11 protein-coding genes and 3 pseudogenes are annotated in these 13893 nt (G+C 69.7%); 9 read left to right on the plus strand and 5 right to left on the minus strand.

Annotation, left to right across the window (positions count from 1 at the left end):
* Nucleotides 1–539 precede the first annotated feature (539 nt).
* Nucleotides 540–1017: pseudogene (locus tag AB0J57_RS32255) on the minus strand (ATP-binding protein).
* A 608-nt stretch (nt 1018–1625) separates the two neighbouring features.
* Here AB0J57_RS32255 and AB0J57_RS32260 point away from each other — a divergent pair.
* Together AB0J57_RS32260 and AB0J57_RS32265 are read left to right on the plus strand one after the other, a co-directional pair.
* Nucleotides 1626–1949, plus strand: coding sequence for a MerR family transcriptional regulator (locus AB0J57_RS32260; RefSeq protein WP_366131931.1), 324 nt, complete (start codon nt 1626–1628; stop codon nt 1947–1949).
* A 1035-nt stretch (nt 1950–2984) separates the two neighbouring features.
* Nucleotides 2985–3864, plus strand: a protein-coding gene (locus AB0J57_RS32265) for an IS5 family transposase (protein WP_366131932.1) whose coding sequence is annotated in 2 segments (ribosomal slippage) — nt 2985–3388 and nt 3387–3864 — 882 coding nt in all. Because the reading frame shifts where the segments join, the coding sequence is not laid out codon by codon here.
* A gap of 11 nt (nt 3865–3875) precedes the next feature.
* Here AB0J57_RS32265 and AB0J57_RS32270 read toward each other — a convergent pair.
* Both AB0J57_RS32270 and AB0J57_RS32275 read right to left on the minus strand, forming a co-directional pair.
* Nucleotides 3876–4226, minus strand: a complete 351-nt coding sequence (locus AB0J57_RS32270) for a hypothetical protein (protein ID WP_366132005.1) — start codon at nt 4224–4226, stop codon at nt 3876–3878.
* A 24-nt stretch (nt 4227–4250) separates the two neighbouring features.
* A pseudogene (locus AB0J57_RS32275) lies at nt 4251–4648 on the minus strand (class I SAM-dependent methyltransferase); the annotation flags it as partial.
* A gap of 151 nt (nt 4649–4799) precedes the next feature.
* On the opposite strand from AB0J57_RS32275, the gene AB0J57_RS32280 reads away from it, so the two are divergent.
* The 4 genes and pseudogenes from AB0J57_RS32280 (at nt 4800) to AB0J57_RS32295 (ending at nt 8108) form a co-directional block, all read left to right on the plus strand.
* On the plus strand, nt 4800–5564 hold the full coding sequence (locus AB0J57_RS32280; RefSeq protein ID WP_366131933.1) for an alpha/beta hydrolase: 765 nt from the start codon (nt 4800–4802) through the stop codon (nt 5562–5564).
* Nucleotides 5565–5666: 102 nt separating this feature from the next.
* Nucleotides 5667–5957 (plus strand): annotated as a pseudogene (locus AB0J57_RS32285) (DUF4328 domain-containing protein); the annotation flags it as partial.
* Nucleotides 5958–6611: 654 nt separating this feature from the next.
* Nucleotides 6612–6974: a hypothetical protein gene (locus AB0J57_RS32290; protein ID WP_366131934.1), complete on the plus strand. Its 363-nt coding sequence runs from the start codon at nt 6612–6614 to the stop codon at nt 6972–6974.
* Between the two features lie 549 nt (nt 6975–7523).
* A complete protein-coding gene (locus tag AB0J57_RS32295) occupies nt 7524–8108 on the plus strand; it encodes a hypothetical protein (RefSeq protein WP_366131936.1) in 585 nt (194 codons plus the stop codon).
* 404 nt (nt 8109–8512) lie between these two features.
* On the opposite strand, the gene AB0J57_RS32300 is transcribed toward AB0J57_RS32295, so the two are convergent.
* Entirely contained in the window at nt 8513–8872 is a 360-nt protein-coding gene (locus AB0J57_RS32300; protein ID WP_366131938.1) for a hypothetical protein, read from the minus strand.
* 372 nt (nt 8873–9244) lie between these two features.
* Between AB0J57_RS32300 and AB0J57_RS32305 the strand changes: the two genes are divergently transcribed.
* Nucleotides 9245–9832: a hypothetical protein gene (locus tag AB0J57_RS32305; RefSeq protein WP_366131939.1), complete on the plus strand. Its 588-nt coding sequence runs from the start codon at nt 9245–9247 to the stop codon at nt 9830–9832.
* Nucleotides 9833–10513: 681 nt separating this feature from the next.
* Nucleotides 10514–11908: a Mucin-2 gene (locus AB0J57_RS32310; protein WP_366131940.1), complete on the plus strand. Its 1395-nt coding sequence runs from the start codon at nt 10514–10516 to the stop codon at nt 11906–11908.
* Between the two features lie 661 nt (nt 11909–12569).
* Here AB0J57_RS32310 and AB0J57_RS32315 read toward each other — a convergent pair.
* On the minus strand, nt 12570–13121 hold the full coding sequence (locus AB0J57_RS32315) for a hypothetical protein (RefSeq protein ID WP_366131941.1): 552 nt from the start codon (nt 13119–13121) through the stop codon (nt 12570–12572).
* A 266-nt stretch (nt 13122–13387) separates the two neighbouring features.
* Between AB0J57_RS32315 and AB0J57_RS32320 the strand changes: the two genes are divergently transcribed.
* A complete protein-coding gene (locus AB0J57_RS32320) occupies nt 13388–13870 on the plus strand; it encodes a hypothetical protein (protein ID WP_366131942.1) in 483 nt (160 codons plus the stop codon).
* Nucleotides 13871–13893: the final 23 nt, after the last annotated feature.

Here is a 13893-nt window from a genome sequence, read left to right on the forward strand (position 1 = left end):
GCCCTGTGCGCAGCCGATCGAGGCCCAGCATGTCTGCCCGGCGTCCACACGCCCACCCCACGTCCGGGGGATCTCAGGTTCCTCCGACGGCCTGGCACCCATCCTCGTCGGTTCGGCTGGCCGTGCCCCGGACGAGATACCGACCCGCGACCGCCGTCACAGCGGACTGGCCGCTCGTCGAACTTCCCCACTTCCTTGTGGGCTGGATCAAGTGAGGCGAGGAGTACCCCTGGTCGTTTTCAAGAATCGCCTTGAACCTGGCCGGTCCCACCCCCAAGGGCCGCTCGCGCCCGGATGCGGCGTCGACGAGCCTGGCCCCGTCGTGGGGCTCGGAGCAGGGTTCTGGGGGCGGAAGGTGTGGCGACCGACCGAGCATGGGCGGCCGGGGGCCACGCGGCCCACCTCGGAGCGTCCCGAGAGCGACCATCGCCACCGCCACACCCACCGGTGGGCGGGGGCGCCGGTCTGCGTACTGGACGTGAGCCCTGACCCAGCGGCAATGGCCGGCGGTCCTGCGGGATCCGGCGGGGCGCTGCGCGTCATCGGGCTTTTGTTGGCGGTTCGGTGTCGGCGCCATGCCGGGCGAGCTGGGCGTGGATCGTCTTGCCGTGGCCGTGGCCGTGGCCGTGGCCGTGGCCGAGGCCGGGGGTGATGGTTAGACTGCGGGTGAGGCGGCGGACCATGTGCCAGCCGCTGCCGCCGCTGCCGCCGTTCAGATCCGGGGTGCATTCGCGTGGACGTGCTGGGCTCGGGTCACTAACGGCGGCGGTCACCACGTCGGGGCCGGCGGACAGTTTGAGGGTGAACCGGCCACGGCCGTGGCGCAGTGCGTTGGTGACCAGCTCGGACACGACAAGGGTGAGGGTGTCCGCCGTCTCGGCGTGCGCGCGGCGGGCTCAGGCCATCGGCAAAGGCCCGGGCGGCGTCGCGGGCGTGCCGGATGCCGGCAGCGCTGTTCCCGTGCACTACGGCCGATGGTGGCTCTGACCTGCCAGTGGTGGTCGTCGTGTCGCTCATCGCGCACCCCTCTGATGCCGTTGGCACCGCTCAGTCTGCTGGGTGCGTATGCCCGCCTTGCACGCGCTCAGACGTGAGCTCACGTACGGGTGACAGAAATATGACCACCCCCATGACGGAAAATCTGCCATGGCTGGAGTAGAAATCTGTGTCCCTCCAGGTTATGATTCCACCCGTAGCCAGACAGTAATCGAGGCGTGGCAGAGACGAACTGCCGCGCATGCAGGACGGCACGGCGGTGGAGCGGTGGATCCGAAGGCGTAACAGGGTTCCACCACTGGCCGCCGGGCCGGGCGGCCCAACGGGGCCGCCAGCAACACGCAGGATGAAGCACCACAAGAGGTTGATCAGAAGAAACAAGGAGGAATAACGCCATCAGGATCGCCCGGGCCGGACCTAGGGTCCGCTCGGGTACCGCAGGCCCCGGATTGGAAGGTGGTCCCCGGTCACGCATCCGCGATCCCCGCACTCCCCGCCCTCTCCCGGGCAGCGGAGCTGCGGAAACAGAAAGCCGGCACAGCACAAGGCCGGCAGATGGTGTTGAACCCCTCGGGGCCCTGGTGCTGTACGGCACCAGGGCCCCTCGACGCGTTACACAACGAGGTGACATGGCCGCAGAAAACCCGCTCAACCGACTCGATGACGACGACTACCCCGCCTACACCATGGGGCGCGCCGCCGAAATGCTCGGCACCACCCCCGCCTTCCTCCGCGCCATAGGTGAAGCCCGACTCATCACGCCGCTGCGCTCGGCCGGCGGCCACCGCCGCTACTCTCGCTACCAGCTGCGCATCGCCGCCCGCGCCCGCGAACTCGTCGACCAGGGGACCCCCATCGAGGCGGCCTGCCGCATCGTCATCCTCGAGGACCAGCTCGAAGAGGCCCAGCGCCTCAACGAGGAATACCGCCGCTCGGCCAAGCCCAGCGGCTGACGGGACTTTCACGGCGAGCGCTCGCGTACGTCTGGGGGCTGCCGCATGCGCCCGGTGGCGCCCCTGAGGCGACGTGGGAATCCATGTTGCCTCCTGGGTCTCAAGCCCAGCGACTTCCGTGACTGGACACAGGGTGTTGTCCTCGCCGACGAATCAGGACTCGTCTTCCAGAGGGCGAGTCCGCTGAACCACCGGTCCCGAGCGGTACTGGCCACGTACGTGCCACGAAGCCGGGTGTCTTCCCACGTCTCGAAGGTTTCGTTGCCAGGGCATCGGTCCAGCGATCGTGTTTGCCCGATGCCCCTGCTCGGCCGGCTGTCTGCCCCGCGTTCTGCTTGGGGACCTGTGTTTCGGTCCTGGAGCCAGCCGAGCGCTGCGTGACTACCGCCGTTCCCGCTCCGGAGCCGGAGGACGACGACGTCAACAGCCAGGAGGAGCTGTTCTTCGAGGATCTGACCCGCGAGCAGGTTCGCGACTGGCGAGTGCGGGCGCTGAAGGACCACCAGGTCGTCGTCGACCACATCGACTCCCAGCAGACAGCCGGTCGGCGACGTGACCCATTCCTCCCTGACACGTTGACCCAGGCGACGGTGCACAACCCGGCCCCACGCCGGGCCGCGTGTGATGGCCCTGACTCCCGCCCGGTGTCAGGGCCGTCGCTGTTCACAGACGCGGGCGCGGGGCGATCGGATCGAACACCAGGCCCGATGCCGCTTAGCGGCGCCAAGGGAAGATCGTTTCCGCAGGCCAGGCCCAGCGGTCAGGGGGCGCCGGAGCGCAGAGGTCCGCGCGACCCCGCCATCGGTGACGTTGACGAGGGCGGACCGCGGAAGCGGGCACGGCCCTGGTCCCGCTGGATCTGCCGGAGGGAAGTGTGCGGCGGGACCGGCACCACGCGCGGTGGCCAGCACGATGACCTCGCCGAGATGTGCGGCGCCCGTCACGAGCAGAAGACCCACGACGTTGCCTGACGCGGCACTAGGGCCTGTCCGGCGGATCATGTGACTGTCTGGCCCCTGGGTCGTCGTTCTGCTCGTGGGGCGGAGCGATCTGACGAACGACGAGTGGGCGAGACTCGCGCGGCATCTGCCGAAGCCGGGTCGCCGTGGCGGGCGGTGGAGCGATCGCCGAAGGGTGATCAACGGGATCCTGTTCCGGATCCGCTCCGGCGTCCCGTGGCGGGATCTGCCGGAGCGGTTCGGGAACTGGAAGACGGTGTACGAGCGCCATCGCCGCTGGTCCGCGGACGGAACCTGGGATCGGATTCTCCAGGCCGTCCTGGCCGATGCTGACGCCGAAGGACGGATCGACTGGAGCATGGTGAGCGTGGATTCCACCTCGTGCCGGGCTCACCAGCATGCGGCCGGGGCACCGCGCAGGGCGCCGCGGATCCCGAAGAGGCGGTCGATTCCTCCTCAGCACCGGCCCGATGAGGGACGGCCGTTCCCGCGGCGGCCTCACCTGCGAGATCCACCTCGCCGGGGAGGGCGGCCGCCGGTCACTGGCCCTGCTGATCACTCCTGGTCAGTGGGGCGACAGCCCCCAGCTCATCCCGGTGCTGGAACGCATCCAGATCAAGCGCCCTGGCAGCGGGCGTCCCCGGATGCGACCGGACCACCTCGGTGGCGACAAGGCATACAGCTCCCACCGCAATCGCCGCTATCTGCGCAGACGTCAGATCAAGCACACCATTCCCGAACCGAAGAGCCAGGGGGCCAACCGGCAAGCCTGCGGCAGCAAGGGTGGTCGACCCACCGGCTTTGACAAGACGCTCTGCAAGTGCAGGGACGAAGTGGAGCGGACCATCAATGCCCTGAAGAGCTTCCGGGCTGTGGCCACGAGGTTCGATCAGCGCGCCTACGTATTCCATGGCACCGTCATCGTCGCCTCGATCCGACTCCGGCTCCGCTCGTGATCCGCGACTGACTAGTCGTCCGAGCCGGTGGTCGAAAGCGGCACCTCGGCAACGAAAAACAGGAAACAGGGTTTGGCCGAAAGGTCGTGGAAGCCGTCGGGGAAGAGTTCGCGGGCGGCCGGGTCGGGCTGCGGCTCGCTGATGCTGGAAAGGCGGAAGCCAGCGGTGGTGAAGGCATCGGTCATCGCGTGCAACGGCCTGCGCCAGAACTTCATCGGGACGGTCTGCCCGCCGAACGCCCAGTCGAAGGTATAGCTGGTGGTCGCGAAGTAGTCGGGCTGAGGTTCCTGGATCGTGTAGGCCACAAACGGGTGGTCCACCGACGCGATCAGCCGCCCGCCGGGCCTGAGCACGCGCCGCAACTCGGCCAGTGTCGGCCCCCAGTCCTCCAGGTAGTGCAGGACCAGCGAAGAGACACGACGTCGAACGCGCCATCGTCGAACGGCAAGTGGTCACGAAGGTCGACCTGGTGCACGTCCGCGTCGTCGCCGAGCCGTCGCTTGGCCAGTGACAGCATCCTGGCGCTGGTGTCGATGCCGGTGACGACGGCACCGCGGTCGCGAAGTGCTGCGGACAGGGGGCCGGAGCCGCAGCCGGCGTCCAGGATCCGGCGGCCGGCCACGTCTCCGGCGAGGTCCAGCATCGCGGGCCGCGCGTAGTACGCATTCACGAGGTTGCACTCGGTCTCCGCCGAGTACGCCTCGGCGAAACTGTCGTAGTCATTCACCCGGGCCAGATCCGCAGACCTGGCGAGGCGCTCGGGTCCATCGGTTAAGCGATCCATCGTCGCAGCCTAGTAGTCACAAGATCCGCCGGACAGGCCCTAGTGCTCTGACCGCGAAGGTTCGCCGGGTTGGGGGGTGCAGCCCGTGAGTGAGGCGGCTGGCGGTGAAATTCATGAGTGCTTCGGTCACTCGCCGCCTAGGGTCTGCTGCATGGCTCTCGCTTACGATGCAGCCGGAGACGGTCCTGCGCTGGTTCTACTGCACTCCGCGGTGTGCGACCGAAGGATGTGGGATCCGCAGTGGCCGGCCCTTGTCGATGCCGGATACCGGGTGGTGCGCTGCGACTTCCGGGGCTTCGGCGGGACTCCCTTGCCGGACCGGCTGCACAACGATGCAGAGGATGCGCTGGACCTGTTGGATGCCCTCGGAATCGAGCAAGCGGCGCTGATCGCCTCCTCGTATGGCGGACGTGTTGCCGTGGAGATCGCCGCGCGCTGTCCGGACCGGGTATCCGCCATGGCGCTGTTGTGCGCCGGACTGCCGGGGCATGGACCCTCCGATGAATTGCGCGCGTTCGGTGAGCGGGAGGCCGCGCTGCTCGAGGCGGGCGATATCGCGCGGGCTGTGGAACTGAACGTGGACACTTGGCTTGGGCCGGACGCCGACCAAACAATCCGGCAGGAGGTGCGCGGGATGCAACGGCACGCCTTCGAGGTGCAACTGGCCGCCCCCGAGGGGGCCGGCCGGAACGAGGTGGGAATCGATCTGTCAGCGATCAAGGCGCCCTGTCTCGCTCTTTCGGGCGGCCATGACATGGCGGATTTTCGGCAGATCGCGGCCCGGCTCCCGGGTCTGCTCGCCGACGCCCGGCACCTCGAACTGCCCTGGGCCGGTCATCTTCCCAGTCTGGAGCGGCCTGCCGCGGTGACGGACCTGCTGACCGGCTTCCTGCGCGAGACGGTCCCTGCCGGCTGAGCGTGATTCCCGGGTGTCACGTGTCCCGGTCAGGCCGCCTGTGCGAGGCGGAACCACCACCCTGACTGCGGCGGAGGCCGGGGACGTGGAGAACTAGTGGTGATGTACTTCTCCGACTCCTTCAGCCTCATCGGTCTGCTCGCGACCGCGGCCACGTTCATCGTCTGGTTCCACCGGGCGTGCGTCAACGCCGGGATCTTCAGCCCCCAAGAGCATGGCCGCGGCCCCGGCTGGGCGATCGGCTCCTGGTTCATCCCGTTCGCCAACCTCTGGATCCCCCGCGCGATAGCGGGCGACATCTGGGACGCGAGCGAACGCGACAAGCGCGTCCCGCGCACGGTCCTCAACGCCTGGTGGACCCTGTGGTTGCTCTCCTGCGTGGTCAACCGCATCGCCGGCCGGGCATGGGGGCCGCGCCGAGGAAGCCGACGCCGTCCAGCAGGCCGCTCTCGGCCTGGTGGCGGGCAGCGTCATCGACCTCTTGGCAGCCATCCGGGCGATCCTGTTCGTCCGGCGGCTGACGGCCATGCAGCACCACAAGGCGCTGGCCAGCCCCTCACATCAGCCGCTCGCGGCGTCCTGACCGGGAGGGTACGTTCCTCTTCCGCTGCCGGCGTGCTGTGGCCGAGCGGACCTCAGGCGGTTCGGAGGCGCGTGGCCCGGGGAGCAAAGCCGGCCTCCTCCACACCGCACGCCTGGAGAAGCTGAGGGAGGATGCCTCCACGCATCCGCGTGCCTGCTCATCCCCGGCCTCACCGCTCATCAAGCCAGGGGCCGCGAGTGTGACGCCGTCGGAGTGCGTCTCACTCGACGCGAAGGCGAAACTCTGTGACAAGGCCTCAGCGCCGACGACGAAGACCACCGCAAGCTCTACGTGGTCCTGCCCCGGGCCAAGCGCATGACCACGGTCGTCTCGTAGGAGCACCGTCGACGGCCTTTTCGGCGCAGCAGTCGTTGGCGGTGGGCTCGATGAGAGCCAGCCACTGACCGGCCCCGGCTGCGACACAGCCGCAGGTGCCCATGCCGACGCCGACTACGGCGAAGACAATGGAGGACGTACTGGCTGACATCGAGTACGCGGCCCAGGGACAGGGGCGACCGCATGTGCGCGCCACCAAGGAGCGCGAACACTGCGAAGCGCATGGCGTGACTTTTTCTGCCGAGGTGCCGGGCAATGCCGAACTCCTGCGAATCATCGAGCGACTGGAGCAGCGCGCGTGGCGGGTCCAGGGCGGACTGAGCACCACAGGCTCTGTGAGCTCCGGGCCGTGGATTCTCCTCCTCGGAGCGAGAGACGTACCCGCGGACTTCCAGGCCGAGGCGCAGTCCGAGAAGGGTGCCTTCATCATTTCGGCACTCAAGCGGTGCCGAGATCGTCCTGCTGCCGAGCGGGTAGTCCACCCCGCATAGTGATCGCCGCGCCTGGTGCAGGCTTTTGCACTTCACCTCCGCCCTAGTTCTCGGGCAGCAGGCACTGCCGGTTGGCCACCGACCGGCTACGGCTGCCGCGCCGCGACCTCCGGCCTGCTGTACGTCCGCCGCACGGCCGCACGGCCGCCGTCCGTCGGCCCGGTCGTCCCCGCGGTCCCGGTGTGCAGTGCAGGCGCCCAGGCGCTGTTCTGTCGCTGCTTGGGATCCGCCGCGCCGTCGGCCCGCTCGTCCCGCCTCGCCTTGTTTCGTCCCGCGCTCGCCCGCCCGGTCCTGCTGCCGTGCGGCGGCTGGCGGGGGTTGTGCTGCTCGCGTGTTGCCGGGTGCCGGCCGGTTCCGTTCCGTTCGTGCTGATCGGCTGTTCTTGAACGATTATTGAAGGTGCGCCTCTCGCCTTGGCGTAGGCGTGTTGCGGGTTCACCGGGTACGTCGTCATCGCAGTGCAGGCGGAGCATTCTCACCGAGGTGCGAGTGACTTTGACGGGCAGCCGGGTTTGTCGGGAGCTGCGGGGTGGCGGTTAGCGTGCGGGCATGACGATGACGAGGAAGCGGCGGGTTCTGTACCGGCAGGGCACTGGGTTCTGGCGGATGACGGCGAAGTGGGTTCTGGTCTTCGGGGCCCTGTACCTGTTGGACGGCGGGCTGCTCCGATCGTGGGGTGACGCTGTGGTCTGGCCGATGATCGGGATCCTGCTGTGGGCGCCGTTCGGGATCGGCGTCGTCTGGTATCCGAAGAAGGACCAGCGGGTCACGCTGACGACGCGTGAACTGCGTGTACGGCGCAAGCGGCTGCCGATGGAGGAGGTGAACCTGCTGCACGTGGCGCGGCTGTGGTTGGAGGGGCGGTCGACCGCGGACGACCAGCCGGTGCTGGAGTGGATACGGTTCGACCGGGTGGTGTGGGTGCCGCTGCGGGACGGCCGGGCGTTCGGCGTGGAGTTTCGCGACCCGGCCGCCTTCGCCAAGGTTTTCGGCGCCTTCGCGGTCGCGGCGTGCGGCGGGCCGGAGATCGTCCGCGCGAAGGCCGCAGCGGCAACCTACCCGGAGCCGCGCCCGATGCGGGCCCGCCGCGCCGCCGACGGCTCCTGGCCGGACCTCCTGGACATCTTCGACTGAGAGCCGGAGGCGCACGGTACGGGGCAGCGGTCCGTCAGGGGGCGAGGAGAACTGCACAGGGCCAGCGTTCTCAACCATCTGCCCCGGGAGGAGTTTCGCTACAACCACCTCCTGCTGCTTGACGAACCTGCCTGCACCACCGAGCATGCGCCTGACCTGTACCGGAACCTCTCGCCCCCTGACAGCGGAAGAGCCCGGGGGCTCTGCGTGGAGGACGAGGCCCCCGCCAGGCGTTCGGCCGCTGCCCAGGTGAACGGCCAGCTTGGGGAGTACTCCTGTGAAGCCTGGATGCTCGTGGACCACGAGAAGGGCTGCGCTGCCAGGCGCGGCGCGGTCCGCGCCCCGGGAGCACCCGCTCCATCCCGGGCCCCGTCACGGGGACGTAGTACGGCCGCGCCTCTGTGTTAGCTGGGCTGGAGCGCGAAGCCTTCGCGGGAGACAACGATCTGGCTGGTGCCGGCCACGGGGATGGTCGCTGCGAGGTAGCGGCGCTGGACGGACTCCGTAACGAACCCCTCCGCGTCACCGCCATCCAGGAGGTGCGCGAGCGCGAGGAGCAGCGCGCGCTCCTCCATGTCCGCTTCGAAGCGCCGCACTTCGTACCCCGTCGCTTCGTCGAACCACGGGCTCTTCGGCTGGGTCTGCCGCAGCCGCTTGTGCTGGCGGCGCGCGTCGTCGGTGGCGATGCGGCGGCGCAAGATCTCATCGACGATCGCGTCCGCTGCGTCCTTCGGAGCGGCGAAGCCGCCCGTCGTAGTCCTCATGCCACATTCAACGAGCGTGCAGCGTCGGCGGATGCCCTGGAACCGGTCCCCGGGTTCGCTCATCCGCGGCCGGGAAACGCGAACCCTGCCACGTACCGTCTGCCCGCTGATGTACTGGCCGTACACAACCAGCCGAGTCAAGCGGAGGGTGGCGGTGGCGCAGGACATGAAGCCGGCGAAGGAGTGGGAGGGCTTCGACTGGGTGGTGTGGAGGCTGGAGGTCCAAGACCCATCGCAGCTCGCCGGTGAGAACCCAGGCCCGGACGAGCGGACCCAGAAGACGATGACACAGTTCGCCACCTCACTCGGCTGCGTCCACGAGCTGTGCGTCGACCACGACTCCTACGACAGCGGAACGCCCTATTACGCCTGGTGGTCCGCCTGCCCGCAGCCGAGCACGCCCGGCGCGGCAAGGACGGTCTGCCGCTGGTACGCGGCCCAATCCGCACGTACTTGGACGGCCAGGTGCCCGACGGCCTCACGTGGGAGGTCACACCGGACCGGGAGCTGACAGCCGACCACGCCGCCAGCACGCCCCTGCGGACCGCCTACGCCGACGTGCCCGACCCCTTCGAACTGGCACTGATGCCGCTGCGCATCGACGGCGCCGCCGAGCTCGATCCGCGGGCGGAGGTCTGGAAGTGGGAGGAGCACTTGTTGGTCGGAACGGTCGATCTGTGGCTGTGCAACGATCCCGACCGCCCCACGTCTGGCTGGTGGTCAGCGTCGGAATGTGGACAAGGAGGCGGCGGCGGGGCGGATGACCGGCGGCGCCTTTTGTTCCCGTCGGTCGCGGATGTCATCGGGCGGGAGCTCCAGGATTTGAGCGCGTTCAATATACTGCGGTGCGGCCCATCGTGGCCTGCATACGGGTGGCTGCCCGGGTGCCTCGGGGAGGGGTGGGCGTGGGCCGACATGTGTGGCGGTTGGCTGCTTTCACGGCTGCGGCGGCGGCGCTGACGGTGTCGTGCGGCCATGCGGCGGCGATCTACGCCGCAGAGATTTCAGCGGATCAGGTTGTGGGGCGATGGACCAGCGAGGCAGGTACATCCCTGACGTTCCATGCGGATCGCACCTTCACCAGCGAGCACTTCGGCGAGTTGCCGGTCGCATCAGACTGCAGCGACCGGCGGCCCTGTCGTCGGGCCGTTGGGCGTTCTACGCATCCACTGAGGCCGGCAGAACCGCTGACGAGACCGCCACACCCGGCACGGTACTGTCGCTGGCCTTCTCCGCCGGTGACTGCACGGTGGACACCTACCTCTTTGGTGACAAAACCGACCCTGCGATGTGCCCGACAGGTGACCCGGATGAGGGCTGCCCTTCAAACGGCTATCTTCACCGAATTCCGAACCGGCCATAGACGCTCAGTCGCCACCCGTTCCGCACCGTCTACTACCACACTGGCCAGTACCCGCCGGCCCGTGCGGCCGGCGAGGAGGTGACCCACGCCGAGCTCGACGAGACCGGGCAGCCGCTGCCCTTCGCGGTCGGCATCCCCGTCCAGGGCACTGAGCCCCAGGACGAACTGACCGACTGGGTGCTGTCCGGCCGATCATGACGGCCCGACCGCCAGACGGCCTGACGGGTGGGGGATCATGGTCGTGAACCAGCCGACGGTGACACAGGGGTAGGGGAATCATGGTCGCGTTCCACGCGTCCGCGCTGGACGGAGTCGCCCGTAACCCGGCGCTGCCGACACCGTTGCTGCTGCGCTTGCTCGCCTTCGACGGCGGCGGTGACGGCCCGCCCCGTCACGCCCTCCAGCGGGCTGGACTCCCCGAGCCGGCCGTCGCGGTGATCCTGGCTCACCCGAACCCGGGCGCTCGGATCGACTTCGCGATGAGCACCAGGGCCGAGACCGCGCAGCGGGCCCGGCTCGCGGACGACCCTTCGCCCAAGGTGCGGGCCGCCCTCGCGTACGGACCCGAGTGGCGCGACCCGCGTACGACGGTCGCGCCGCTGCCGGACGACGTGTGCGCCCGCCTGCTCGACGACCCCGACCCTTCCGTACGGACGGCCCTGCTGGACTCACCCCATCTCGCGCCGTCGTTCGTGGCCTCCTTGGCCACGCACCGCGATCCGGCAGCGCGCCGAAGCGCGGCGCGCGCATGGGAGAAGCTGCCGCCGGGGGAGCGGTCGGCGCTGCTGGGCGACCACGACCCCGAGGTGCGGCGGGCCGCCGCGCTGGGGGAGTGCCGACGGGACGCACGCGTCACCGCCGAACTCCTCCGCGATCCGAAGTCCGCCGCCGAGGCGCTGCGTCGCGGACTCCTGCACCGCGCCGACGCCGAACGATACGTTGCCGAGCGGACGCACCTGGCGGCCCTTGCCGAGAACCCGTCGTTGCCCGCCGACCTCGTGGAGCGGCTCGCCGTCGACCCCGACGAGGCCGTACGGCTCGCGGTCTCCCTCAGGCCCGAACTCGGCGAGACGCGGCGCATGGCGATCGACTTCACGGTGGGGGCCTTCGACAGGGGCGACGGCGTGCAGTGGGTACGGGACGGGCTCGCCGACACGGAGGTGCTGCGACGGGCCGCGGCCTCCGCCCACCCGCTGCTCCGGCGCGCCGCCGCCCGGAGCCCCCACCTGCCGCCCGACCTCATGCGCCTGCTCGCACGCTCCGAGGACCCCCTGGTGGAAGACCTCTTGAGTGTGCACCACTCCGACACGCCGGAGGAGGTCCTGATGCGTGTGTACGCACGGCTCGGCGGCACGTTCTCCGCCTGGATGGCGGAGACGCACCCCCGCTTCCCCCGCGAGGGTCTCGCCGCGCGTTACGCGGACCACCCGGACGGCAACTACCGGCGGCTGGCCGTCCGGGACCCGGCCGCCACACCCATGCTGATCGAACGGCTCAGCCATGACCCCGCGGTCTGGACACGCCAGGCGGCGGCCGGTGACCCGCGCCTCCCGCTCCACCGGCTCCGCGAGGCGCTTCATGTCCCCGAACTGGCCTCCAGCGCGGGTGCCAACCCTGCGCTCCCCGAGGACGAGATGGCCGCTGTCCTGAACCGGGCCGGCGTTCCCGCCTGACCACCGAGCAGAACCGCCCGGCCCTGCGCCGCTCCTCTACAGCTCGGGCGGTCCCCAGATACGAAGGCCATGATCGACCGGACATCCCCTAGCCGCGGCTCCTTCTCCGGGCCGCCGCCCCGTCGCGGGGTGGCGGCCCGGTCCTGGAGGCCGACCGGCTCGGCATCGAGGCCTTGCAGCGCCGGGCCCCGCCGCCCACGATCGCGGCACCTCGGCGTCGGCTGGGCCCCGCGCACTTCGTGGCGGTCGACGTCTTGCAGCGGGATGGTGAGGAGCTGCTGCACCGGCCCTGCGCCGACCGCCGCGCCCGTCTTGAGGCCAGAGTCGGCCGCCTACTCGCAGCAGACTGCCCAGCAGCCCGCGGTAGCCCCGCTCTAGCGGCCATGCGCCTCTCTGAGCGCCCTGCAGGACCTCGTAGCCCCCTCCGTCGGCAAGCGCAACCGACGACGGGGCCCCTGTCACGAGGCCCTTCGACGCCGTGTTCCTGTGCCGATCCGGGTCCTGGGTGCCCTCGTGGTGTGACGACCAGTCACGCAGTTCCTCAAGGCCTTCCCCGGCCGGTCCCACTTGTTTCCCGGCACCGAGTGGAAACACCCGCGGCCCGACCCTCTCCCGCTCGCGCGCCACATGGCACACCTTCTCACCGACCTCCGCGCGAGGGTCACCGACGCCGCCGCCGTAACCCCGGCGGCCCAGCCGGCGCCGCGGCAGCCACAGGCCCCTGAGCAGCACCCCCACGCACCGCAGACAGCCGGCCGCCGGCCCGGCACCTGACCCAGCGCGCTCCCGGTCCAGCACCGCCGTGAGGGTTGCCCGCCGGCTGCGCGGGCCGGTGGGGGTGACGCCGCCCTGAGCGACCGGCAGTTACTCCCTGGTGATCGGCCACCTCGCGGTGTAGCGTCGCTGGCAGATGTCGTGGTTCGCAGTTTCTGCCCGCGCTGGTCTTCACCGCGGCGGCGGTGTCGCGGATCGTCAGCCGCCCCTCGGCGACAGCGGCGACGAGGTTGGCCGCGTCGTCCGTGGAGACCTTGATCAGATGGCCGCTGACCTGAAGGTAGGCAGCGGCCACCATCGCGGCGAACAGCTCGTTGCTGTGCTCAAGCGCTGGCACCCGGGCAAGGCAGTGCAGCAGAGCGGCGGCCCGGTGATGAGGCTCGGGATAGACCAGGGTGCCCATGACCGTGTGGTGATGGCGGGCCACCGCGGCGGCCATGGCGCGAAGTCAGTGACGTCCGGATCACCCGGAACACGGGCCTGAGTGACGTCCCGGCGAACCCCTCGGCGTGCTCGGCGGCGAACGCCTTGGCGGCCTCGGCGAACCGGGCGCGCGTGAGGTCAGCGGTCAGCAGCCTGGCGGCGCACTGCTCCGGCTGCGCATTCCCGTCAGCCGCGAGCCGCTCAAGCTGCTTGTCGGGCTGCTGCGGCAGCGTTGTGCGTCGGCCGTGGCCGCCGCTTCCTTGCTGTGGTTAGGCTCGCCCGATGGACGTGGATGGGTTCGCGAGGGGTGCCGGCCCGGCGATCCGGGACATGATCGCGGCTTTGGGCGGTGATCTTCAGGTGTTCGACCGTGACCCGTTGACGGCCGTGCCGCTTCTGGATGACTTCGTCCTCCGTTCACCGTGGGCACAGTTCGAGGAGGACGACTGGGTCTGGCTGCATACCCAGTTGACGGCTTTTGTCGCGGAGGTGCTGGTCCGTGTGTATGGCGGTGTGTGGAAGGCCCGGACCGACCCGGGTGCGCCGCTGGGGTGGGTTCCGGTTATCGAGGTCCTTGGAGCTGACGGGCTGCCGCGTCAGGTGCCGGTCATGGCGGTGGTGTACGAGGAACTGCATCCCGTTCCGCAGCGGATTCCACGTCTGATCGAACGTGCGGTTGGGCTTGCCGGGCATGGCCCGCGCCCGCAATCAGGCCTAACCAGCAGCATCCGTACGGTGTCGAGCTCGTGGCGGCCGGAGTGGTGAGCCAAGCCCCTGGCCGCCGGTTG

This window comes from Streptomyces sp. NPDC049837, from assembly GCF_040674455.1.
GTDB lineage: Bacteria > Actinomycetota > Actinomycetes > Streptomycetales > Streptomycetaceae > Streptomyces.